Genomic DNA, 22,409 nt, shown 5'->3' with positions numbered 1-22,409 from the left:
CGGCCGCCGGGCGCTTCCGCGCGACCTCAGCTGAGACCGGCGCCCACGTCCGTGAGGACGTCGAGCACCGCGCGCACCGCGTGTCGTTCCACCCGATCATGGCGACCGATCGCGACGATCGCGCGGGTCGCATGCACGCCCTCAAGCGGGAGGAGCCGGTAGGCCGGGGACCGCGGGGTCGAGAACCGGGGTAGCAGCGCGATCCCTAGCCCCTCGCCCACCAGGCTCTCGACCAGGCGGTTGTCCCGCACCTCGACGATACGGTCAAGAGTGACGCCGGTGACCGCCTCGATCGACTCGTGCACGGTCGCGAACGGGAAGCCTCGCGGCACCGCGATCCATCGCTCACGCGCGAGGTCCTCGGGCCGCACGCGCGGGCTGCTCGCGAGCCGATGCTCCGCGGGCACCGCGACGTCGATCGGCTCGCGCGCGATCACCACCGAGAACAGCCGCTCGGCGCCGGCGGGGACATCCGCGGCGAGGCTGTGCGCGATCACCAGGTCGTGATCGAGCGTCCTGTGCGCGTAGTCCGCCTCGGCGAGGTCGAAGTCCTCGACCTCGATGCGCAACTGCGAACCCACGAGTCTCGACATCAGCCCCGGCAGGAGCGCGGCGCCCGCGCTCGGAAGGGTGCCGATGCGCACGGTGCCGCGAGGCTCGCCGCGGCCTGCGTCGAGAGCGGACTGCACGCGTGCCAGCGCCGCGAGGACGTCGTCGGCGCCCGCGGCGAGGATCTCGCCCGCCCATGTCAGGCGAAGCCCCCGCGCGGCGGGTTCGACCAGCGCGACTCCCACCTCACGCTCGGCCGTCCTCAGCTGCTGGGACAGCGCCGACGGCGTGCGGTAGGTCGCGGCGGCCACCGCACCGAGAGTGCCGCGCTCCTTGAGGTCCCTCAGCAGTTCGAGATGACGCGCTTCCATGAAGGCATCCTAAACATCTGGGACACGAATGCTCGCTTGTCCTTCACCCGTGCGCGCTCGAGACTGGCCCCATGCCCGCCCGTCACGCCGCCCTCGCGGTGCTCGTCGCCGTCCTCTGGGGCGTCAACTTCCTCGCGATCCATGCGTCGCTCGCGCACTTCCCGCCCCTGTTCCTCGTGGCGCTGCGTTTCGCGCTCATCGCGGTGCCGACGATTCTGCTGGTGCCACGGCCGCGAGTGCCGGTGCGCTGGCTGCTCCTCTACGGCCTGGGCTTCGGCACGCTCCAGTTCCTCTTCCTGTATCTGGGCATGGCCGCGGGCTTCCCCACCGGCCTCGCCTCGCTCGTGCTGCAGGCCTCGGCGCCGTTCACTGTCGTGCTCGGCGCGGTGTTCTTGCGGGAGGGATGGGGCTTGGCTCGACTCGTCGGCGTCGCGGTGGCCACCGCGGGGCTCGCGGTGGTCGGGCTCAGCTACGGAGCGACGGCGCCGTTCGCACCGTTCGCCCTGGTACTCCTCGGGGCCCTCGGGTGGTCGCTCGGCAACCTCGCCTCGCGGCATGCCCGCGCGGAGCGCCCGCTCCACCTGGTGCTGTGGATGAGCGTCGTGCCGCCCCTACCCATGGTCGCGCTGTCGCTCGCCGTCGAGGGACCAGGGCGCGTGGGCGAGGCGCTGTCGACCTCGCTCACCGCCGAGGCCGTGCCCGCATGGATCGGACTCGCCTACACGGTGCTCCTCGGCACGCTCGCGGGCTCGGGCATCTGGGTGTGGCTCATGGCCCGCCACCCCGCGGGTGCCGTCGCCCCGTTCTCGATGCTCGTGCCCGTGGTCGGGCTCTTGACCGCATGGCTGGTGCTCGAAGAGACACCCGGGCTCGGCGAACTCGTGGGCGGCGCGCTCGTGATCGCGGGCGTCATCGCGGCGTCGCGGGCGGGGCGACCGTCACGTGCCGTCAGCATCGATGCGACCACCGGGCCCGCGCATCGTCCCCCCGCCAGCACGTCTGGCGAGGTCCTCAGTGCCCGAAACCGGTGATTCCGGGCACTGAGGACCTCATACGGCGCAGCACCTCATGCCGCGCAGCACCTCGTGCCGCGCAACACCTCCGAAGGCTCGACTACGCCTCCGCCTGCTCCTTCTTCTCGGGGACGAAGTCGACCCCGGCCTCCTTGCGCTGCTCGGGAGTGATCGGCGCGGGCGCCTGCGTCAGGGGGTCGTAGCCTCCGCCGGACTTGGGGAACGCGATGACGTCGCGAATCGAATCCGCCTTGGCGAGCAGCGCCGTGACGCGGTCCCAGCCGAGCGCGATGCCGCCGTGAGGCGGGGCGCCGAACTGGAAGGCGTCGAGGAGGAAGCCGAACTTCTCCTGAGCCTCCTCGGCCCCGATGCCCATCACCTTGAAGACGCGCTCCTGCACGTCCTGGCGGTGGATACGGATCGAGCCTCCGCCGATCTCGTTGCCGTTGCACACGATGTCGTACGCGTAGGCGAGCGCGGGTCCGGGATCCGTGTCGAACGTGTCCATGAACTCGGGCTTGGGGCTCGTGAAGGCGTGGTGGACCGCGGTCCACGCGCTCGTGCCCAGGACGACGTCGTCATCGTCCCCGTCGACCGCCTTGAACAGCGGCGCATCCACGACCCACACGAACTCGAAGCGGTCCTCGTCGATCAGGCCCACGCGGCGCGCGATCTCGTTGCGCGCGGCGCCCAGCAGCGCGCGCGAGGTCGATGCCTTGCCCGCGGCGAAGAAGATGCAGTCGCCCGGCTCGGCGCCCACGGCGGCCGCGAGTCCCTCGAGCTCCGTCTCGGACAGGTTCTTCGCCACCGGACCGCCGAGCGTGCCGTCCTCCTGCACCAGCACGTACGCGAGGCCCTTGGCGCCGCGCTGCTTCGCCCACTCCTGCCACGCGTCGAGGGTCTTGCGCGGCTGCGACGCGCCGCCCGGCATGACCACCGCGCCCACGTAGTCCGCCTGGAACACGCGGAACGGGGTGTCGGCAAAGTAGGACGTCAGCTCGGTGAGCTCGAGACCGAAGCGGAGGTCCGGCTTGTCGGTGCCGAAGCGCGCCATCGCGTCGGCGTAGGTGAGGCGCGGGATGGGCAGCGACACCTCGTAGCCGATCAGCGCCCACAGCTCGCGCACGAGCTCCTCGCCGAGAGCGATGACGTCGTCCTGGTCGACGAAGCTCATCTCGATGTCGAGCTGCGTGAACTCGGGCTGGCGGTCCGCGCGGAAGTCCTCGTCGCGGTAGCAGCGCGCGATCTGGTAGTACCGCTCCATGCCCGCGACCATGAGCAGCTGCTTGAAGAGCTGCGGGGACTGCGGCAGGGCGTACCACGAGCCCGGCGACAGACGGGCGGGCACCACGAAGTCGCGGGCACCCTCCGGCGTCGAGCGCGTGAGCGTCGGGGTCTCGATCTCGAGGAAGTCGTGGCGCTCGAGCACGCGACGGGCCGCCTGGTTGACCTTGGAGCGCAGCACGATGTTGGCGCGCGGCTGCGGGCGACGCAGGTCGAGGTAGCGGTGCTTGAGGCGCGCCTCCTCCCCGACCGTGACGTGGTCGTCGATCGGGAACGGGGTGGGGACGGACTCGTTGAGGATCGTGACCTCGTGGACGTCGACCTCGATCTCGCCCGAGGGCAGGTTCGGGTTCGAGGACCCCTCGGGCCGCGTGCGCACCTCACCGGTGACCTGGATGACGTACTCGGTGCGCAGCGCGTGAGCGATCTCCTCGCGAATCACCAGCTGAGCGAAGCCCGACGCGTCACGCAGGTCGATGAACGCGACGCCGCCGTGATCGCGGCGGCGACCCACCCAACCGGCGAGGGTGACGGTCGCGCCCGAGTCGGCGGCGCGGAGGTTTCCAGCGAGATGCGTGCGGAGCAAGACAAGGCCTTTCGTACGCGCGGGTGGCGCGGGTCAAGTGAAGAGCGGGACTCAGTCTAGCGGCGGACGATGCGCGGCTTGAGGTCGTCCGCGGGAGGCACCCAGGCGTCGGCATCGGCCGGCACCTGGTCACCCGTGCGAATGTCCTTCACCTCGCCGTCGGGAGCGGTCTCCCCGCCCCCGGGAACCACACGAACGGGATGCCCCGGCGATCCGCGTACTGGATCTGCTTGCCGAACTTGGCGGCGGTCGGCGACACCTCGCACGGAATGCCGCGCGCCCGCAGCCGGTCCGCGATCGCGGCCGAGGCGGCCCGGTGCGCCTCGTCGGTCACGGCGACCAGGACCGCCTGCGGGACCGCGCGCGTGGACGCGGCGAGGTTCGCGCTCAGCATGCGGCTCACGAGCCGGCTCACACCGATCGACATCCCCACGCCGGGGAAGCCGCCGCCCGCGACGAGCGAGTCGTAGCGTCCGCCCGAGCAGATCGACCCGAGGTCCTCGTGGCCGTCGAGCACCGTCTCGTACACCGCGCCCGTGTAGTAGTCCAGGCCGCGAGCGATCCTGAGATCCGCGATCGCGGCGCCAGGAACCGCGGCATTGACCGCGTCGACCAGGGCCGCGAGGGAGCGAGCGCCGCGATCGAACTCCGCCCGCGCATCGTCCGCGTCCTCGACGATGGGTGCGTGGTCCCACAGCGCCTCGACCAGGCCAAAGAACGAGTCGTCGGGCGTCTGGATGGCCGCGAGCTCGAGGATGGCCGCGACGGCCTCGGGCGACACACCCTTCGCGTGAAGCTCGTCACGCACGCCGTCGGGCCCGATCTTGTCGAGCTTGTCGACGCTGCGCAGCGCGCCCGCGACGTCGACAATCCCCACGCCGCGATAGAAGCCCTCGACGAGCGCGCGGTTGTTGAGGTGCATGCGCGCGGTCGGAATCGGGAGGGCGGCCAGCGCCCTGGCCATGACGATCGCGACCTCGGCCTCGAGGTGCTCGGGCAGGTGGTCGCGGCCCACGACGTCGATGTCCGCCTGATAGAACTCCCGGAACCGCCCCTCCTGGGGGCGCTCGCCGCGCCACACCTTCTGGATCTGGAAGCGCCGGAACGGGAAGTGCAGGCGTCCCTGGTTCTCCTCGACATAGCGCGCGAACGGCACGGTGAGGTCGAAGTGCAGACCCAGGCGCGCCTCGCGACCCGACTGCTCGTCGGCGTTGAGACGACCGATCGCGTAGATCTCCTTGGACGCCTCCGAGTCGCCGGCGAGGCGCTCGACGGGCTCGACGGCCCGCGTCTCGATCTCGCCGAATCCGTGCAGCGCGAAGACCTCGCGCAACGTCTCAAGGACGTGCGCCTCCACCAGACGCTCTTGCGGTGACCATTCGGGGAATCCGGAGAGGGGTTGCACGCGTGCCATGCGGCCATTGTTCCGCATCGCCCCGCCGTAGACTGACCTGGCACATCTCCCGGCACGAGAAGGACCGATGACCAGCAACAAGCAGGCCAAGGCCGCCGCAAAGAAGCGACAGGCCGCATTCGAGGAGCGGATCGCCGCGAGGCAGCGCCACAAGGAACGCGTCATCCGCATCACGGCGATCGTGGTCGCGGCCGGGCTCCTCCTGGGTGGCGGACTCGCGGTCCTGCTCGTCGCGCTCAACCAGAACCGCACCGAGGCGCGCGCGGAGACCCCCTCCGGGACCTCGAGCGCGGAGTCCACCGTGTCGACGGACCTCGCGGTTCCCGATCCCTCGATCGCCGAATCCCGCACGTGGACCGCGACGCTCGCGACCAACCGCGGCGACATCGTGCTCGAGTTGGACGGCGCCGCGGCACCGCAGGCCGTGGCGAGCTTCGTGTCGCTCGCACAAGACGGCTTCTTCGACGGCACCGACTGCCACCGCCTCACGACCGAGGGCATCTACGTGCTCCAGTGTGGTGACCCGACGGGCACCGGATCCGGCGGCCCGGGCTACACGTATGGGCCGATCGAGAACGCTCCCGAGGACGACCTATACCCCGCCGGAACCATCGCGATGGCGCGCGTGCCGGGCGACGGCGAGTCCATGGGCAGCCAGTTCTTCATCGTCTACCAGGACTCCGTCATCCCGTCCGATGCGGCCGGCGGATACACCGTGCTGGGAAGGGTCGTTGACGGGACCGCTAGTGTGGTGGATGTTGCCGACGCAGGCACCATCACCGGGGACACCGATGGTCCGCCGGCTTTGTCCGTCATCGTGAACGAGGTATCCGTCTCATGACCGAGTCGCCCGACGCCCCCGCGTCGCAGACCGAGGCCGTCGTGGCCGCGTCCCAGCCCACCCCCGAGACCGCGGCCGATGTCGCGACTCCCGACGCCGCGCCCGAGGTGACGCCGGAGGCGGCAACCGAGGTCGCTTCAGAGGCCGCATCAGAGGCCGCGCCCGAGGCAAGCGCTCCTAAGCCGGCCGCACCCGAAGCCAGCGCACCCAAGCCGGCTGCGCCCAAGCCAGGCGTGCCCAAGCCCGGCGCCTTCAAGGCGCCGACGCCCGCCGCGGTCGCCAAGCAGGCAACCCACGTGGTGGTGCCCGTGCCCGTCGCTGCCGAGGTGCCGGATGAGCGCTTCGAGGAGGCGCTCGCGCACGGACTCGTCGAGGACGGCGTGGCCTACGTGATCGTGGCCGAAGAGCGCGTCGAGGTGGGCCCCGCGGCCGACGACGACGCGCTGCGCCCGTACGCCCACGCCTTCTTCGAGCTCGAGGCCGCGGTGGAGCGCTTCCATGCACGCCTCGCGACCGCGGACCTCGCGCCCAAGGACATCGACGAGTCGCTCGCGTCGCTCGAGTCCTCGCTCACGCCGCCCAGCGTCGTCGGCGACCTCGACACGCTGCTCGAGCGCTTCGCCGCGGTGAAGGCGGAGGCGGAGGCGATCCGCACCCGCATCCAGGAGGAGCGCAAGGCAGCCCGCGAGGCAGCGGTCGCGGCTCGCGAAGAGATCGTGGTGACCGCCGAGGCGCTCGCGAACAAGCCCGAGTCGAAGGTGCACTGGAAGAACGACACCGTCGAGCTCAGGGCGTTGCTGGACGCGTGGAAGGAGGCGCAGCGTTCAGGCGCGCGCATCCCCAAGGACGTCGAGCGTGCCCTATGGACGCGCTTCACTCACGCACGCTCGGCCTTCGAGAAGGCGCGCAAGCACCACTTCGCCGAGCTCGACAGGGCCAATACCGACGTGGCCGCCCGCAAGGAGGCGCTCGTCGCCAAGGCCGAGGAGCTCGCGCAGACCACCGACTGGGACCGCGGCGCGCGCGGCTTCCGCGACCTCATGAACGAGTGGCGCACCGCCGGCCGTGGCCGACGCAGCGTCGACGACGCGCTGTGGAAGCGATTCCAGGCGGCACAGGACGCGTTCTTCCAGTCGCGTCGCGGCGCGTCCGATGCCGAGGATGAGGCCCTCGCGGGCAACGTCGAGGCGAAGGAGGCCGCGGTCGTCGAGGCCGAGGCCCTGCTTCCCATCAAGGACCTGCAGGCGACCAAGCAGGCGCTCCGCCCGATCCAGGACCGCTTCGAGGCCGCGGGTCGTGTGCCGCGCGCCGACGTCGCACGCCTGACGAAGCGCATGGGCGCGGTCGAGAAGGCCGTGCGGGATGCCGAGGACGCGCAGTGGAACTCGCGCAACCCCGAACTCGAGGCGCGCGCGAGCGGCGCCGCGGCGCAGCTCCACGCCGCGATCGAGGCCCTCAAGGCCGAGATCGCGGAGGCGAAGGCGGCAAAGAAGGACACCTCGAAGCTCGAGGAGTCTCTCGCGGCCCGTCAGGCGTGGCTGTCGCAGATCGAGGGCGTGCGCTAGAGACGCACGGCAGAACACCGACAGCGGGCCGGACCCCTCCACAGGGGCTGGCCCGCTGTCGCGTGTGCGGTGACGATGAACCCATGATCCTCGTCACCCCGGCCGACGTCGGGCGGCCGCAATTTGCGCGCCTGCTCAGGGACGGCATCGTCGCCCCACTCGCGGCGGGTGTCGCTCGCCCCCTCGACGTGCCCTCCTCCCCCGGCCTGCGTGCCCTCGCGTGCGCGCACGTGCCGCGCCACACCGTGCTCACGGGCCTCGCGGCGCTCTGGGTGCATGGCCGGTGGGCACGCGTCGACGGCTCCGCGCCCCAGGCCCCGTGGCACGTCGTGGGCGTGCGTGGGCTCTCGCGCACGGACGATGCCCGGCTGGCGTTCCACTCCGGGGTCACCTCGCGCATGGGCGAGCACATGGGCCCCGTCAGGGTCGCCCCCGTGGCGCGCGCGTGCCTGGACGCGCTGCGATGGGAGGACGAGCACGTCACTCGCGCGGCGACGGTCGCCGGACTGGCCGCGGGGTGGGTGACCGCGCCCGAACTGCGCGCCTCGCTCGCGCTCGATCCCTCGAACGGGGCCGGCTACGCGCGCGTCGCGGCGATCGTCCGGGAACTCGTGGACGGTGTGCCGTCCGTCCCTGAGGGCTTCTGAAAGCCGTTGCGGTCGCTACGGTCGCTTCGCGCCGGTGATCCGGCGCGCGTCGTAGACGCCATCGATGCGCCGTACCGCGCTCAGGATCGCGCCGAGGTGCGACGGATCCGCCATCTCAAAGACGAAGCTTGACAGCGCGACGCGATCGCGCGAGGTCGACACGTTGGCGGACAGGATGTTGACGTGGTGGTCGGACAGCACCTGGGTCACGTCGGACAGCAGGCGGTTGCGGTCGAGCGCCTCCACCTCGATGTTGACCAGGAAGGTCCCTGCGTTGTGGCCGGTCCACTCGACGTCGATGAGTCGCTCGCTCTGGCTCTTCAGCTGCGCGAGGTTGTCGCAATCGGCGCGGTGGACGCTCACGCCCGAGCCGCGCGTGACGAATCCCTGGATCGGGTCCCCCGGCACCGGCGTGCAGCAGCGCGCGAGTTTGACCACGACATCGGTGAGGCCGTGCACCGAGACTCCAGGGTCGCCGCGACGCGAGGACCGCGCGGCCGGCAGCCCCGGGCGCGTGATCTCGGTCAGGTCCTCGTCGGCGCCCTCCTGGCCGCCCACCGCCTCGACCATCCGCACCACGACATCGGCGGCCCGCTCCTTGTGCTCGCCGATCGCCGCGTACAGCGAGTCGACGTCCTCGTAGTGCATCTCCTTGGCGAGCGCGAGCAGGGTGGACCGGCTCATCAGGCGCTGCATCGGCAGGTGCTGGCGACGGATCGCGCGCGCGAGCATGTCGCGCCCCGTCTCGATCGACTCCTCGCGACGCTCGCGCGTGAACCATTGGCGGATCTTGTTGCGCGCGCGGGTGGACTGCACGAACTCGAGCCAGTCGCGTTTGGGATGCGCGTTCTCGTCCGAGGTGGTGAGGACCTCGACCGTATCGCCGTTCTCGAGCGTCGAGTCGAGCGGCACCAGGCGGCCGTTGACCTTGGCGCCGATGGTCTTGTGGCCCACCTCGGTGTGGACAGCGTACGCGAAGTCGACAGGCGTCGCCCCCTGCGGCAGCGACAGCAGCTTGCCGCGCGGCGTGAAGACGTAGACCTCGGCCTTGGAGATCTCTCCCCGCAGGCTGTCGAGGAACTCGGTCGGGTCGGCGGTCTCCTGCTGCCAGTCGGCGATCTGGCGCAGCCAACCCATGTCGCCCTGGCCGCCGCCACCCTTGCCGCCGGTCTTGGCCGTCTCCTTGTAGCGCCAGTGCGCCGCGAGGCCGTATTCGGCACGGCGGTGCATGTCGTACGTGCGGATCTGCAGCTCGACGGGCTTGCCGGTCGGGCCAATCACCGTGGTGTGAAGCGACTGGTAGAGGTTGAACTTGGGCATCGCGATGTAGTCCTTGAACCGGCCCGGAACGGGCTGGTAGCGGGCGTGCATGGCGCCCAGGACCGCGTAGCAGTCGCGCACGGACTCGACCAGGATGCGGATGCCCACCAGGTCGTAGATGTCGTTGAGGTCGCGGCCTCGCACGATCATCTTCTGATACACCGAGTAGTAGTGCTTGGGGCGGCCCGTGATCTCGGCCTTGATGCGCATCGCGCGCAGGTCCTTCTCGATCTCGGAGCGCACCTGCGCGAGGTACTTCTCGCGCTCGGGTGCGCGCTCCGTCACGACCTCGACGATCTCCTGATAGATCTTCGGGTACAGGGTCTGGAAGCTGAGGTCCTCGAGCTCCCACTTGATCGCGTTGAGCCCCATGCGATGCGCGAGCGGGGCGTAGATCTCGATGGTCTCTTGCGCCTTCTTGCGGGCCGACTCCGGCGACACGTGCTTCCACGTGCGCGCGTTGTGGAGCCGGTCGCACAGCTTGAGCAACAGGACGCGGATGTCCTTAGCCATCGCGACGACCATCTTGCGCACGGTCTCTGCCTGCGCGGCGTCCCCGTAGGTCACCTTGTCGAGCTTGGTGACACCGTCGACGATCATCGCGACCTCGTCGCCGAACTCCTCGCGCATGCGCTCGAGCGGATACTCGGTGTCCTCGACCACGTCGTGGAGCAGCGCCGCGGCAATGACGGAATCGGACATTCCGAGATCCGCGATGATCTGCGCCACCGCGATGGGATGAGTGATGTACGGCTCGCCGCTCTTGCGCAGCTGACCGCGGTGAGCCTCGTCGGCGACCTTGTACGCGCGCTCGATGAGCCCCGTCCGACCGCGCGGATACATGCGGCGATACGTGTCGAGCACGCCGTCGATCGCGCTCGCCTCGCGGCTGCCCCGGCGGAGGAATCCGAGCCCGAGCGCCCCGGTCGAGGGACGAGTCTCCGTCACGCGCACCTCCCAGGCTGGTAGGGGCCCAGTCTACCGAGTGCGCCGCACCGCCCCATCACACGTACGGACCTGCGCCTCCGCCACACGGCTCGCGGGCGGAGCGACAGTGGAGGTCCCATGGGAGGCGCCGACCTCGCGAAAGCGACCATGGAGGTCCCATTGCGCGAGCGTGTGTGGCGGAGCCGACATGACGTGTGGCGGAGCCGGTGGGCCGCGCGGAGTGCGTGGGGCATGGGTCGCGCCGGAAACGGCCGGAGGGGACGATGCCGTGGTGTCGGCATCGTCCCCCTCCTGGTCAGTCTGGGATGGGGTGGCGTCAGGCCTTGCGGTTCTTGCGCCGCGGCTGGGCGGCGGTGCCCTGGTGGTGTCCAGGAGTCACGGCACCCACGCGCACCTCGCCGGTCTCCGAAATCGCGACGTCCGTCTCACCGGAGGCACGCATCGCGAGCACCCTGGCGGTGTGCTCCTTGATCTTGGGCTCCGAACCACGAAGCGCCACCTCGAACGGGGTCGCTACAAAGATTGACGACCACGTGCCGATGGCCATGCCGATGAACAGCGCGAGCGAGATGTCCATGAGCGTGCCCGCGCCCAGCCACCACGCGCCCACGACGAGGATCGCGGTCACGGGAAGCAGCGCCACCACGGACGTGTTGATCGAGCGCACCAGCGTCTGGTTGAGACCCAGGTTCGCGAGCTCGGCATACGTGTAGCGGTGCTGCGACGTGAGGTTGGCGGTGTTCTCGCGCACCTTGTCGAAGACCACCACGGTGTCGTAAAGCGAATAGCCCAGGATCGTGAGGAATCCGATCACCGAGGCGGGGGTGACCTCGAAACCCACGAGCGCGTAGACACCCACCGTGATGATGAGGTCGTGGGCGAGCGCAATGAGAGCCGCCGCGGCCATGCGCCACGCGCGGAAATACAGCGACATCACCACGGACACGAGGATGAGGAAGATGATGAGGCCCTGGATCGCGGCCTTGCCCACCGACGCACCCCACGTGGGGCCGATCTGCGTGAAGCCGACGGCTGCCTCGTCGACCCCGTACGCGTCCGCAAGCGCCTCGGAGATCTGGCGAGCCGTGTCCGCATCGACCACGCCGATCTGGATGCGGATGTCGTCGTCGCCCAGCAGCGTGACGCGCGGCGTCTCGTCGGCAGCGAGCTCCTCGACCACCTCCTGCGCGATCGAGACCTCGGCGATTCCGGAGCCCGTGACGCGGAACTCGGTGCCTCCGGCAAAGTCGATGCCGGGGTTGAGCCCCTTGAACACGAGGATGAGGATGGACGCCGCGAGGAGCGCAGCGGACACCACGAACCAGCGCTTGCGCTGCTGGACGATCGGATAGGTGATCTCGCCAGCGTGGAGCTTGTTGCCCCACTGTGCCAGGTTGGTCTTCATCAGGCGTCCTCCCCTCGGGGCGTGCGCCGGCGGCGGCCGCGGCGGCCTTGCGCTCGGCGAGGGTGGGCTGGGTCGGGTTGATCGCCACCCGGCCACGGCCCTTGTAGATGGTGTCGCGGCCCAGCTGGCGCGGGTCGAGTCCCGACCACGGGTGACCCGAGCCGAAGAACTTCGTCTTACCCAGCAACGCGAGCACCGGGTGGGTGAACATCATCACGACGATCACGTCGACGATGGTCGTGAGACCGAGCGTGAAGGCGAAGCCACGCACGCCGCCCACCGCGAGCACGTACAGGACCACGGCGGCAAGCAGGTTGATCGCGTCGGAGGCGAGGATGGTGCGGCGTGCGCGGCGCCATCCGTGCTCGATCGCGGCATTGAGGCTGCGGCCCTCGCGGAGCTCGTCGCGAACGCGTTCGAAGTACACGATGAACGAGTCCGCCGTCACACCGATCGCCACGATCAGACCCGCGACACCCGCGAGCGAGAGGCGGTAGTCGATGAGCCACGACAACAGCGCAATGAGCACATACGTGAGCGCACCCGCGATGACGAGCGAGCCCACGGTCACGAGGCCGAGCGCGCGGTACTGGATGAGCGAGTAGATCACCACGAGCACGAGGCCGATCGCACCGGCGATGAGACCCTTCTGGAGCTGGTCGGCACCCAGGGTCGCGGAGATCTGCTGCTCGGACTGCACCTCGAGGGTGATCGGCAGCGCACCGAACTTCAGCTGGTTGGCCAGCTGCTGCGCGGACTCCTGAGTAAAGGTGCCGGTAATCGACGCCTGGCCACCCGTGATCGGCCCGGAGACACCCGGGGCGGAGATCACCACTCCGTCGAGCACCATCGCGAACTGGTCGCGCGGCGACTCGAGGGTCGAGATGCGCTCCGTGATCTGGGCGAAGGTGGATCCTCCGTCGCCCGTGAGCTCGAGGCGCACCTCGAAGCGGCCGGTGAGCGTGCCCTGCTGGCTCAGCTCGGGGCCCGAGGTCGCGGTATCGATGTCGGAGCCGTCCATCTCGACCGGGCCCAGGATGTACTTGGCGAGTCCGTACTGGTCACACGCGACATCGGCCGCTGCGGGGTCGCCCGGGGTCACGCCCGACAGGTTCTCGGGCAGCGTGCAGTCGAGGGCGTCGTAGCGCTCCTGCACCTCGGTGGTGATCCACTCGAGGGACGATGCATCGGTGGGCTCCGCGTCGGGCGTCGCCTCCGCGCTCGGTGAGGCACTGGGCTCAGCGCTGGGCTCCGCCGACGCGGTCGCCTCGGCGGTCGGCTCGGCCGAGGCGCTGGCCTCGGGCACGGCCGATGCCTCGGCGCTCGGGACCTCGGACGGCTCGGCCGACGGCTCGGCGGAGGCTGACGCCTCCGGCGAGGGCGTCGCGCTCGGGTCGGTGATGGTCGACGCGGTCGGCGCGCCTGCCACCAGCACCGGACGGAACTGAAGCTGAGCGCTCTGACGCACCAGTGCGACCGTCTCGTCCGACGGGTTACCCGGCAGCGCGACCACCACGTTCTGGCCCTGCGTACTGATCTCCGCCTCGGCCACACCCGAGGCGTCGATGCGCCGGCGGATGATGTCAACGGCCTGGTCAAGGTCGGACTGGTCGACCGTCTGCTCTGCGCCCTCGATAAGGGTCGGAGTCAGGACGATCTCGCGGCCGCCCGCGAGGTCGAGAGCCAGGGAGGGCGTCCAGCCCGCACCACCGGTCACGACGCCCAGCGCCAACAGTCCATAGAGGCCGACGACGATGGCGCCCAGCCAGGTGAGCGCACGACGCGCCCCATTCTTCACACGTGCCACAGGAATCCTCACGGTCTCGGCTCGACTGAGCCCCGGGCGATTCTAGGCGGCTCGCGGGCCCCGAGTCGAATACGGCACGCGGGAGCCCGCCGCATCCGGGCCGCGCGTCAGTCGAACAGGCGCGAACCCGTCGCGCCGCCCACGGCGTCGACTGGTGGCTCGAGGCCCAGGTGGAGCCACGCATCGGCCGTCGCGATTCTCCCTCGCGGCGTCCTGCTCATGAGCCCCTCGCGCACGAGGAAGGGCTCCGCGACGGTCTCGACCGTCTCGGTCTCCTCCCCCACGGTCACCGCGAGGGTCGACAGGCCCACCGGCCCGCCGCCAAAGCGCAGGCACAGCGCCTTGAGCACCGCGCGGTCGAGCCGGTCGAGACCGCGCTCGTCGACCTCGTACACGGCGAGCGCCTCCCGCGCGGCGTCCAGGTCCGCGCGCCCCGTGCCGTGCACCTGCGCCCAGTCGCGCACGCGGCGCAGGAGCCGGTTCGCGATGCGAGGCGTGCCGCGCGAGCGCGACGCGATCTCGTGCGCGGCATCGTGCTCGATCGACACGCCCAGCCGCCCCGCCGAGCGCACCACAATCGCCTTGAGCTCGTGATCCTCGTAGAAGTCGAGATGGCCCGTGAATCCAAACCTGTCGCGCAGCGGCGCGGGCAACAGTCCCGCGCGCGTGGTCGCGCCCACCACGGTGAAGGGCGGCAGGCTCAGCGGGATCGACGTCGCGCCGGCTCCCTTGCCCACCACGACGTCGACACGGAAGTCCTCCATCGCGAGGTAGAGCATCTCCTCGGCGGGCCGCGCGAGGCGGTGGATCTCGTCGAGGAACAGCACGTCGCCCTCGTCGAGCGAGGACAACACCGCCGCGAGGTCGCCCGCATGCTGGATCGCGGGGCCCGAGGTGATGCGCAGGGTCGCGCCCAGCTCCGCCGCGATGATCATCGCGAGCGTGGTCTTGCCCAGCCCCGGCGGTCCGGACAACAGCACGTGGTCGGGTGTCGATCCACGGCCCGTCGCGGCGCTCAGCACGAGTCCCAGCTGTTCGCGCACCACACGTTGACCGACGAACTCATCGAGGTTGGCGGGGCGCAGCGCGGCCTCGTTGGACCGCTCGATCGCGTCCGCGTCGGGATTGACCACGCGCTCATCCACGGGTGCCTCCCAGGTGCTTGAGGGCGGCCCTCAGTACCGCACCCGTCTCGGCCTGCGACACGGGCTGCTCGGCGACGGCGTCGACGGCCGCCTGCGCCTGCTTCACGGGGTATCCCAGTCCGACCAGCGCCTCGACCACCTCGGCACGCGCGTCGCCAACCGGGGCGCCCGGGGTGTGCTCGTCGAGCACCAGCTTGCCGCCGAGCTCGAGCAGGAGCCGCGACGCGACCTTGGGGCCGATTCCGGGCACCTTGGTGAGGGCCTTCTGGTCGCCCGCGGCCACCGCCTGCGCGAGAGCCTCGGGCGAATGCACCGCGAGCATCGCCAGCGCGAGCTTCGCGCCCACGCCCTGCACCGATTGAAGCTGCTCGAAGGTGTCCCGCTCCCCCGCCGTCAAGAACCCGAACAGCGTCATCGAGTCCTCGCGCACCACGAGGTGCGTGTGGAGCGTCGCCGACTGGCCGCCCCGCAGCTCCCCGAGGGTCGCCGGCGTGGCCAGCACGCGGTATCCGACCCCCGCGACGTCGAGCACGAGCGCGGACGCGCCCACGTGCGCAACGCTTCCCGACAGCTGAGCGATCACCCGGAGCCCCTCTCGAACATGTGTACGAACAGGCTAGCCGAGCGCACCGACGTCATCCGCGACGGCGCGCCGCCTTCTCGGCCTCGGTCCAGCGCCGCTGAGCGGGCGTCGTCGCGGCCGATCCCACCGGTGCGGCACCCCCACGCCACGCGTGCGCGATCGCGATCGCGAGGGCGTCCGCGGCATCGGCCGGTCGTGGGGCCTGCGCGAGACCCAGCAGCCGCGTCACCATGAACGTCACCTGCTCCTTGCCGGCGCGGCCATCTCCGGTCACCGCGGCCTTGACCTCGGACGGCGTGTAGAGCGACAGCGGGAGCCCCCGCCGCTCGGCCGCGAGCATGATCACGCCGGAGACCTGGGCGGTGCCCATGATCGTCGACACGTCGGAGCGCGCGAAGATGCGCTCCATCGCGACCGCCTCGGGACGATGCTCGTCGAGCATCGCCTCGACCACGTCCGCGATCTGGGCGAGCCGCGCCGGGGTCTCGAGGGTCGATGGCGACGTCGCCACCCGCACGTCGAGCATCGTCACGCGCCGCGCAGCGCCCGACTCGACCACTCCCAACCCGCACCTGGTGAGGCCGGGATCGACCCCCAGGATGCGCATCGGCCCTGCTTCCCCTCCGCCGCGCGCGAGCCGCTAGGCCTGCGCGGCCTCGAGGACCTCGTCGCTCGCGTCGAAGTTCGCCCACACGTTCTGGACGTCGTCCGAGTCCTCGAGGGCGTCGATGAGACGCAGCATCTTCTTGGTGCCCTCGACCTCGAGCTCGATCTTCATCGAGGGGAGGAAGGTCGCCTCGGCGCTGTCGTAGTCGATGCCGGCCTCCTGGAGCGCGGTGCGCACTGCCACGAAGTCGGTGGCCTCCGAGATGATCTCGAACACGTCGCCGAGATCGTTGATCTCCTCGGCACCCGCATCGAGAGCGGCCTCCATGAGGTCGTCCTCGGTCGCGCCGCCGTCCTTGGCGACAATCACCTGGCCCTTGCGGGAGAACAGGTACGACACCGAGCCGGGGTCAGCGAGCGAGCCGCCGTTGCGCGTGAGCGCCACGCGCACCTCGGTGGCCGCACGGTTGCGGTTGTCGGTGAGGCACTCGATGAGCACGGCCACACCGCCGGGGCCGTAGCCCTCGTACATGATGGTCTCGTAGTCGGCTCCGCCCGCCTCGAGCCCCGAGCCGCGCTTGACCGCGCGGTCGATGTTGTCGTTGGGCACCGAGGACTTCTTGGCCTTCTGCACCGCGTCGAACAGGGTCGGGTTGCCCGCGAGATCGCCGCCGCCGGTCCGGGCAGCGACCTCGATGTTCTTGATGAGCTTGGCGAACAGCTTGCCGCGCTTGGCGTCGATGACGGCCTTCTTGTGCTTGGTCGTCGCCCACTTGGAATGCCCGGACACGTGTGCTCCTCGTCGAATGTCGGTCTGGAATCCCGTCCAGTGTAGTGCGTGGCGAGGCCCGGAACCGGTCCCACACCATCGCGGCTCCGCCACACGGATTCGCGGCTCCGCCACACGGATTCGCGGCTCCGCCACACAGCGCTCGGCGTGTCGCCGGCGTGTCGTGCCCGGAGAGCCCGCTGAGGGCCGATGCCGGGGTGGCTTGTGTGGCGGAGCCGCGGGGGGCAGCCGCAGCGGGGATGGCTACGACGCGATGAGGTCGACGAGCAGCCGATGTACGCGGTCGTCCGCGGTGCCACCCGGCGCGACGATCTCGGGGTGGAAGCTCGTCGCGATCGCCGCGCGGTGGCGCACCGCGACGGGATGACGCATGCCGTCGGGGCCGGCGGCGGTCGCGAGCACCTCGACCGCCGGATCCCACGACTCAACCCACGGCGCACGGATGAACGTCGCGTGCATGATCGAGCCGTCCGGCTCCCACACCAACTCGGTCTCGGCCGAGTCGACCTGCCGCCCGAACGCGTTGCGGCGCACCGTCATGGGGATGCCGCCCAGCGACCGCTGCCCTTCGATCGCCCCGATGATGTCCGTCGCAAGCATGATCATGCCCGCGCACGAGCCCATCACGGGCATGCCCTCGGCGATCCGCGACCGCAGCGGCTCGAACAGGTCGAATGCGCGCAGGAGCTTGTCGATCGTGGTGGACTCGCCGCCGGGGATGACGAGCGCGTCGACGGCCTCGAGCTCCGCGAGACGGCGCACGCGCGTCGCGGTCGCGCCCACGCGCTCGAGCGCGGCCGCATGCTCGCGCACATCGCCCTGCAGGGCCAGCACACCCACGGTGCTCATTCGTCCACCTCTCCCAGGTCCCTCGTCACGCCGTCCCAGTCGAGGAACCACGCCCATGGCTCCCGCAACTGGGCCGGAAACACCTCGATCATCGACTCGCGGAGCTCGCGCTCCGTGAGCCACGTGACCTCGTCGATGGTCTCGCGTTCGACCTCGGTCCATTCCTCGGCCGTGCGTGCGCGCCGGTCGGCGTCCTCGAGCCGGCCGACGTAGATCTCTTCGAACTGCGTGTAGGGCCGCGACGCGAAGTCGAACACCGCTGTGCGCCTCCACACGGGACCCACGAGCTCGTGAGGCTCGAGCACGTAGCCGGTCTCCTCGACCAGCTCGCGCACCGCCGCCTCGAGCATCGTCTCTCCCGGCTCGATCCCGCCGCCCGGCGTGAACCAGAAGGAGCGCGCCGTGTCGTGAGGATCATGCCCCTGCACCATGAGCAGGCGGGGACCCTCGCCGTCGTCCCCCGCGGGCGCGACGAGCAACACGCGGGCGCCGCGTCGGTGGATCCTGTCCCCCGTCGCGGCGCCCATGCGTGATCGAACAGCCGGGGTTTACCAGCCGCGCTCGGCGAGGCGGTGCGGCTCGGGGACCTCGTCGACGTTGATGCCGACCATCGCCTCGCCCAGCCCGCGCGACACGTCGGCGATCACCGACGGGTCGTCGAAGAACGTCGTCGCCTTGACGATCGCCGCGGCGCGCTGCGCGGGGTTGCCCGACTTGAAGATGCCGGAGCCGACGAACACGCCCTCGGCGCCCAGCTGCATCATCATCGCGGCGTCGGCGGGCGTCGCGATGCCACCCGCGGTGAAGAGCACCACGGGGAGCTTGCCGGTCTCGGCGATCTCCTGCACGAGCGGCAGCGGCGCCTGGAGCTCCTTGGCGGCGACGTACAGCTCGTCCTTGGGCAGCGCGGTGAGCGCCTTGATCTCCGCGCGGATCTGACGCATGTGCGTGGTCGCGTTCGACACGTCGCCCGTGCCGGCCTCGCCCTTCGAGCGGATCATGGCCGCACCCTCGGAGATGCGGCGCAGCGCCTCGCCCAGGTTGGTCGCGCCGCACACGAAGGGAACCGTGAAGTTCCACTTGTCGATGTGGTGCGTGTAGTCCGCGGGGGTGAGCACCTCGGACTCGTCGATGTAGTCGACGCCGAGCGACTGCAGCACCTGCGCCTCGACGAAGTGGCCGATGCGCGCCTTGGCCATCACGGGGATCGAGACGGTGTCGATGATGCCCTGGATGAGGTCGGGGTCGCTCATGCGCGCCACGCCGCCTTGCGCACGGATGTCGGCGGGCACCCGCTCGAGCGCCATCACGGCGACCGCGCCCGCGTCCTCGGCGATGCGAGCCTGCTCGGGGGTGACCACGTCCATGATGACGCCGCCCTTGAGCATCTCGGCCATGCCGCGCTTCACGAGGTCGGTGCCAACCTGGGGCTGAGTGGTGTCGTCGGTGGTGGTCATGGCGATGTGACGTCCTTCGTCGGATGGGGATGGAACTCGGCATCCATCCTAATGGCGTCGCGGTACGTCTCTTCGACGCGGGGCGCGACGTTGGACCAGTCAAAGGCGGCGGCGCATTCGCGCCCCCGCTCGGCGAGCGCGGCGCGCTCCGCCGGGTCATCGAGGAGCGCGATGACGCTCGCGCCGATCGACGCGGGATCGCCGACCGCGTGGTGCGCGGCGGCGTGACCGCCGTCGGCGAGCGTCGACACGTCCATGAACGCCGTGAGATCCGAGGCCACGACGGCGGCCCCGGCGGCCATCGCCTCAACCAGCACGATCCCGAAGCTCTCGCCGCCCAGGTTGGGCGCGCAGTAGATGTCGACCGAGGCCATGAAGCGCGCCTTCTGCGCCTCGTCGAGCTCCCCGACGACCTCGGCGCCGGCGCGCGCGGCCTTGGCGGCCACTCGATCCGAGAAGCGGCCCGCGACCAGGAAGCGCGCGTGCGGATGCGCCGCACGGACCGCAGGGATCGCGGCAAGGAAGTCCTCGAGCCCCTTGCGCGGCTCGTCGAGGCGTCCCAGGATGCCGATGCTCGGGGCCTCGGCCGTGCCCGTCCACCGGGGGTCGGGGACGGCCGTGACGTAGTGCGAGGTGTCGACCCCGTTGGGAATGATGTGCGTGGCCTCGACCCTCAGGTGGTCGCGCACGGTCGCCGCGGCGGAGGGCGACACCGCGATGCGCGCGTCGAGCTCCTCGTAGCCCGGCTTAATCCACGGCTTCGCGAGCCGCATCGCCGCGGACTCCGACTGCGAACTGTGGAACGTCGCCACGGTGGGCCCGATCCGCGCCCACATCGCGATGAGGCTGAGCGACGGGGCGCCCGGCTCGTGCAGGTGGACCACATCGAAGTGACCGAGCTTGAGCCACTCACGCACGCGGGACGCGGCCATGAGACCGAACGTGAGGCGCGCCGTCGAGCCGTTATAGCGGATCGGAATCGATCGCCCCGCACTCGACACGTACGGCGGCACGGGTGTGTCCTCGGCGGCGGGGGCCAGCACCGAGACGTCGTGGCCGCGCGCGATGAGCGCCTGGGCGAGGTCGAGAACGTGCAGCTGCACGCCGCCGGGCCGGTCGAGCGAGTACGGGCAGACGATGCCGATCCTCATCTCACTCCGTCCATCCGAACCGTTGCAGCATGTGCCAATCCTGGGGGTGCCTGCGGATGGCGTCGCCCATGAACCCTACCCAGGCCCGCGTGAGGTGACCCACGCGGTCGTCGCCAGGGGCATCGGCCGGAGAGACCGCCGCACCAAAGGTGAGCACGGTCCCCCACCGCGACCGCGCCGCGCGCCGGCGCTTTCCCCGCAGCCGCTCGTAGCGCACCATGACGGGCACGAGCATCGTGTCGGTCGCCGCGGCCAGCGCTGCCGGTCCGGGCGCCACCTTCGCGCGGTGACCCGCGAAGTCCACCTCGATGCCCGAACCCGTGAGGTCCCGGTCCGCGAGCAGGCAGATGAGTCCGCCGTCGCCGCGTGCGATACGGATCAGCTCCCTGAAGGTGGATCCCCCTTCGAGGCCGAGGATCCGCATGCCCACGCCCTCGCGCAGCGCGACGAACTCCTCGAAGACCTCACGCGGCTTCAGCACCTCCGCGACGGACACGACGGGACCCAGGTTCCGGCACGCGAAAGCGCCCACCAGATCCCAGTTGCCCGAGTGCGAGAGCGCGATCACCACGCGGCCGTGCTCGCGGATGATCTCCCTGATCTCGGCCTCGTTCTCCATACGCACGCGCGCGTCGATGACGTCAGCGGTCATGCGAGGCAACTCGAAGGCCTCGGCGTAGTAGCGCGCGGCGGAGGCCATGCCCGCGCGGCTGAGGCGGCGCAGGTCACGCCCCTCGAGCCCCGTGACGCGATGCAGGTTCTCCTCGAGACGGCGGGCGGGCTTGGCGCGGCGCACCCATTGCGCCATCGTGCCCGCCCACAGTGCGCCGCGGGTGACGGAGACCGGGAGGTAGCGCGAGGCCCGGAACGCGAACAGGAAGCCGTTCATTCGTGCGGGTAGAGCTGGCGCCCGGCCTCGAGACTGCTCGCGTTCCACGCGGGGTCGCGTCGCGCGCGCTGCACCACCGCGTTGATCCGCTGCGCGACGGTGATCGCCGCCATCGCCGCGAGCACCCACAGGGTCCACGTCAGCACGGGCAGCGGCACGCCGAGTCCCACGATTCCGGTCGCGGTCAGCCCGATCACGAGCCTGTCCGAGCGCTCGGCGATGCCCACCTTCGCGTCGACGCCGATCGACTCGGCACGCGCGCGGGCGTAGGGCACGAGCGAACCGATGGCGAGGCACGCGAGTGCGGCCAGGGCTGTCGCGCGATCGTTGTCGATGAAGGACCATGCGAGGGCGCCGAAGATCGCGGCGTCGGCGACCCTGTCGAGCGTCGAATCCAGGAACGCGCCCAGGCGAGAGCTCTTGCCTCCCAGCCGGGCCATCGTCCCGTCGAGCATGTCCGTCACCACGAACACGGTGATGAAGATGACGCCCCAGAACAGCCAGATCCCGCCCTTGGGCAGGAAGAACAGCGCGCCGAACACCACGCCGGCCGTGCCGAGGATGGTCATGACGTTGGGGTGGACACCCAGCCCGAGCAGCGCGCGTGCGGGCGCCTGCCACAGGGCCGCCATGAGCGGCCGTAGCCTGCCGAACATCTACTGGTCCTCTCTGAAGGCGTCGCTCACGCGTCGCCACGTGTCGTCGAGCAGTTCGGGCACCGCCTTGGTGCGCGCGATGATGGGGAGGAAGTTCGAGTCTCCCTCCCAGCTCGGCACCACGTGCTGGTGGAGGTGAGCGGAGATCCCCGCTCCGCCCGCGGTTCCCTGATTGATCCCGATGTTGAAGCCCTGCGGGCTGCTCACCCGGGCCAGCACGCGCATCGCGCGCTGGGTCAGCACCGCCATCTCGTCTCGCTCGGCGTCGGTGGCGTCCGTGTAGAGCGCGACATGGCGATACGGGCACACCATGAGGTGGCCGGGGTTGTACGGGAACAGGTTGAGCACCACGTAGCAGTGCTCTCCCCTGTGGACCACCAGGTGGGCGCGGTCGTCAGACTCGGTCTTCTTGCACAGCGGGCAGCCGCGCGGCTCGCCTTCGGGTCGCTCCGCCTTGACGTAGGCGAGCCGATGCGGGGTCCACAGTCTCTCGAGCCCGTCGGGCTCGCCTCCCATGGTGTCCGCGTCGACGG

Annotated in this window: 19 protein-coding genes and 2 pseudogenes; 4 read left to right on the top strand and 17 right to left on the bottom strand. The window is 70.5% G+C overall.

Annotation, left to right across the window (positions count from 1 at the left end; translation table 11 throughout):
* Positions 1-26 precede the first annotated feature (26 nt).
* Positions 27-920, bottom strand: coding sequence for a LysR family transcriptional regulator (locus tag QUE44_RS03550; protein ID WP_286215902.1), 894 nt, complete (start codon positions 918-920; stop codon positions 27-29).
* A gap of 71 nt (positions 921-991) precedes the next feature.
* Here QUE44_RS03550 and QUE44_RS03545 point away from each other — a divergent pair, with 71 nt between their 5' ends.
* On the top strand, positions 992-1,951 hold the full coding sequence (locus tag QUE44_RS03545; RefSeq protein ID WP_286215901.1) for an EamA family transporter: 960 nt from the start codon (positions 992-994) through the stop codon (positions 1,949-1,951).
* Positions 1,952-2,033: 82 nt separating this feature from the next.
* Here the strand turns inward: QUE44_RS03545 and aspS are convergent, their stop codons facing one another.
* Positions 2,034-3,803 (bottom strand): aspartate--tRNA ligase, encoded by a 1,770-nt coding sequence (aspS, locus tag QUE44_RS03540; RefSeq protein ID WP_286215900.1) that lies wholly within the window; start codon positions 3,801-3,803, stop codon positions 2,034-2,036.
* Positions 3,804-3,859: 56 nt separating this feature from the next.
* Positions 3,860-5,217: pseudogene (gene hisS / locus QUE44_RS03535) on the bottom strand (histidine--tRNA ligase).
* Positions 5,218-5,284: 67 nt separating this feature from the next.
* Here hisS and QUE44_RS03530 point away from each other — a divergent pair.
* The 3 genes from QUE44_RS03530 (at position 5,285) to QUE44_RS03520 (ending at position 8,270) form a co-directional block, all read left to right on the top strand.
* Positions 5,285-6,058, top strand: coding sequence for a peptidylprolyl isomerase (locus QUE44_RS03530; RefSeq protein WP_286215899.1), 774 nt, complete (start codon positions 5,285-5,287; stop codon positions 6,056-6,058).
* A complete protein-coding gene (locus QUE44_RS03525; RefSeq protein ID WP_286215898.1) occupies positions 6,055-7,623 on the top strand; it encodes a DUF349 domain-containing protein in 1,569 nt (522 codons plus the stop codon). Before QUE44_RS03530 ends, QUE44_RS03525 begins: the two co-directional genes overlap by 4 nt.
* Before the next feature lie 83 nt (positions 7,624-7,706).
* Entirely contained in the window at positions 7,707-8,270 is a 564-nt protein-coding gene (locus QUE44_RS03520) for a hypothetical protein (protein ID WP_286215896.1), read from the top strand.
* Between the two features lie 15 nt (positions 8,271-8,285).
* Here QUE44_RS03520 and QUE44_RS03515 read toward each other — a convergent pair whose 3' ends face one another.
* The 14 genes and pseudogenes from QUE44_RS03515 to QUE44_RS03450 all read right to left on the bottom strand — a co-directional run bounded on the left by QUE44_RS03515 (position 8,286) and on the right by QUE44_RS03450 (position 22,392).
* The gene (locus tag QUE44_RS03515; protein WP_286215895.1) at positions 8,286-10,538 is read right to left on the bottom strand and encodes a RelA/SpoT family protein; all 2,253 of its coding nucleotides are present in this window, start codon (positions 10,536-10,538) and stop codon (positions 8,286-8,288) included.
* 316 nt (positions 10,539-10,854) lie between these two features.
* Entirely contained in the window at positions 10,855-11,943 is a 1,089-nt protein-coding gene (gene secF, locus QUE44_RS03510; protein ID WP_286215894.1) for a protein translocase subunit SecF, read from the bottom strand.
* Between the two features lie 223 nt (positions 11,944-12,166).
* Positions 12,167-13,660, bottom strand: a pseudogene (gene secD, locus QUE44_RS03505) (protein translocase subunit SecD); the annotation flags it as partial.
* Between the two features lie 197 nt (positions 13,661-13,857).
* On the bottom strand, positions 13,858-14,895 hold the full coding sequence (gene ruvB, locus QUE44_RS03500) for a Holliday junction branch migration DNA helicase RuvB (RefSeq protein WP_286215893.1): 1,038 nt from the start codon (positions 14,893-14,895) through the stop codon (positions 13,858-13,860).
* Positions 14,888-15,478 carry a Holliday junction branch migration protein RuvA gene (gene ruvA, locus QUE44_RS03495; protein ID WP_286215892.1) on the bottom strand — a complete coding sequence of 197 codons (591 nt, stop codon included), beginning with the start codon at positions 15,476-15,478 and terminating at the stop codon, positions 14,888-14,890. Before ruvA ends, ruvB begins: the two co-directional genes overlap by 8 nt.
* 52 nt (positions 15,479-15,530) lie before the next feature.
* A complete protein-coding gene (gene ruvC, locus QUE44_RS03490) occupies positions 15,531-16,085 on the bottom strand; it encodes a crossover junction endodeoxyribonuclease RuvC (protein ID WP_286215891.1) in 555 nt (184 codons plus the stop codon).
* 33 nt (positions 16,086-16,118) lie between these two features.
* The gene (locus QUE44_RS03485; protein ID WP_286215890.1) at positions 16,119-16,874 is read right to left on the bottom strand and encodes a YebC/PmpR family DNA-binding transcriptional regulator; all 756 of its coding nucleotides are present in this window, start codon (positions 16,872-16,874) and stop codon (positions 16,119-16,121) included.
* 243 nt (positions 16,875-17,117) lie between these two features.
* Entirely contained in the window at positions 17,118-17,723 is a 606-nt protein-coding gene (gene pdxT / locus QUE44_RS03480; RefSeq protein WP_286215889.1) for a pyridoxal 5'-phosphate synthase glutaminase subunit PdxT, read from the bottom strand.
* Positions 17,720-18,250 carry an NUDIX hydrolase gene (locus tag QUE44_RS03475; RefSeq protein ID WP_286215888.1) on the bottom strand — a complete coding sequence of 177 codons (531 nt, stop codon included), beginning with the start codon at positions 18,248-18,250 and terminating at the stop codon, positions 17,720-17,722. Before QUE44_RS03475 ends, pdxT begins: the two co-directional genes overlap by 4 nt.
* 21 nt (positions 18,251-18,271) lie before the next feature.
* Entirely contained in the window at positions 18,272-19,180 is a 909-nt protein-coding gene (gene pdxS, locus QUE44_RS03470; protein WP_286215886.1) for a pyridoxal 5'-phosphate synthase lyase subunit PdxS, read from the bottom strand.
* Entirely contained in the window at positions 19,177-20,331 is a 1,155-nt protein-coding gene (locus QUE44_RS03465; protein WP_286215885.1) for a glycosyltransferase family 4 protein, read from the bottom strand. Before QUE44_RS03465 ends, pdxS begins: the two co-directional genes overlap by 4 nt.
* Before the next feature lies 1 nt (position 20,332).
* A complete protein-coding gene (locus QUE44_RS03460) occupies positions 20,333-21,220 on the bottom strand; it encodes a phosphatidylinositol mannoside acyltransferase (RefSeq protein ID WP_286215884.1) in 888 nt (295 codons plus the stop codon).
* A complete protein-coding gene (gene pgsA / locus QUE44_RS03455; protein ID WP_286215883.1) occupies positions 21,217-21,876 on the bottom strand; it encodes a phosphatidylinositol phosphate synthase in 660 nt (219 codons plus the stop codon). The genes QUE44_RS03460 and pgsA overlap by 4 nt, the downstream gene beginning before the upstream one ends.
* Positions 21,877-22,392, bottom strand: a complete 516-nt coding sequence (locus QUE44_RS03450; protein WP_286216653.1) for an HIT family protein — start codon at positions 22,390-22,392, stop codon at positions 21,877-21,879.
* Positions 22,393-22,409: the final 17 nt, after the last annotated feature.

Source organism: Demequina sediminis (assembly GCF_030296675.1).
In the GTDB taxonomy this organism is placed as follows: Bacteria; Actinomycetota; Actinomycetes; order Actinomycetales; family Demequinaceae; genus Demequina; species Demequina sediminis.
The sequence above is the reverse complement of the archived record's forward strand: the minus strand, read 5'-3'. Positions and strand labels throughout refer to the sequence as shown.

Excerpts from the sequence above, each read along its gene's own strand:
- QUE44_RS03550 (WP_286215902.1), bottom strand. The coding sequence starts at position 920 with ATGGAAGCGCGTCATCTCGAACTGCTGAGGGACCTCAAGGAGCGCGGC.
- QUE44_RS03545 (WP_286215901.1), top strand. The coding sequence starts at position 992 with ATGCCCGCCCGTCACGCCGCCCTCGCGGTGCTCGTCGCCGTCCTCTGG.
- QUE44_RS03530 (WP_286215899.1), top strand. The coding sequence starts at position 5,285 with ATGACCAGCAACAAGCAGGCCAAGGCCGCCGCAAAGAAGCGACAGGCC.
- QUE44_RS03525 (WP_286215898.1), top strand. The coding sequence starts at position 6,055 with ATGACCGAGTCGCCCGACGCCCCCGCGTCGCAGACCGAGGCCGTCGTG.
- QUE44_RS03520 (WP_286215896.1), top strand. The coding sequence starts at position 7,707 with ATGATCCTCGTCACCCCGGCCGACGTCGGGCGGCCGCAATTTGCGCGC.
- secF (WP_286215894.1), bottom strand. The coding sequence starts at position 11,943 with ATGAAGACCAACCTGGCACAGTGGGGCAACAAGCTCCACGCTGGCGAG.
- ruvC (WP_286215891.1), bottom strand. The coding sequence starts at position 16,085 with ATGCGCATCCTGGGGGTCGATCCCGGCCTCACCAGGTGCGGGTTGGGA.
- pdxT (WP_286215889.1), bottom strand. The coding sequence starts at position 17,723 with ATGAGCACCGTGGGTGTGCTGGCCCTGCAGGGCGATGTGCGCGAGCAT.
- QUE44_RS03475 (WP_286215888.1), bottom strand. The coding sequence starts at position 18,250 with ATGGGCGCCGCGACGGGGGACAGGATCCACCGACGCGGCGCCCGCGTG.
- pdxS (WP_286215886.1), bottom strand. The coding sequence starts at position 19,180 with ATGACCACCACCGACGACACCACTCAGCCCCAGGTTGGCACCGACCTC.
- QUE44_RS03465 (WP_286215885.1), bottom strand. The coding sequence starts at position 20,331 with ATGAGGATCGGCATCGTCTGCCCGTACTCGCTCGACCGGCCCGGCGGC.
- QUE44_RS03460 (WP_286215884.1), bottom strand. The coding sequence starts at position 21,220 with ATGAACGGCTTCCTGTTCGCGTTCCGGGCCTCGCGCTACCTCCCGGTC.
- pgsA (WP_286215883.1), bottom strand. The coding sequence starts at position 21,876 with ATGTTCGGCAGGCTACGGCCGCTCATGGCGGCCCTGTGGCAGGCGCCC.
- QUE44_RS03450 (WP_286216653.1), bottom strand. The coding sequence starts at position 22,392 with ATGGGAGGCGAGCCCGACGGGCTCGAGAGACTGTGGACCCCGCATCGG.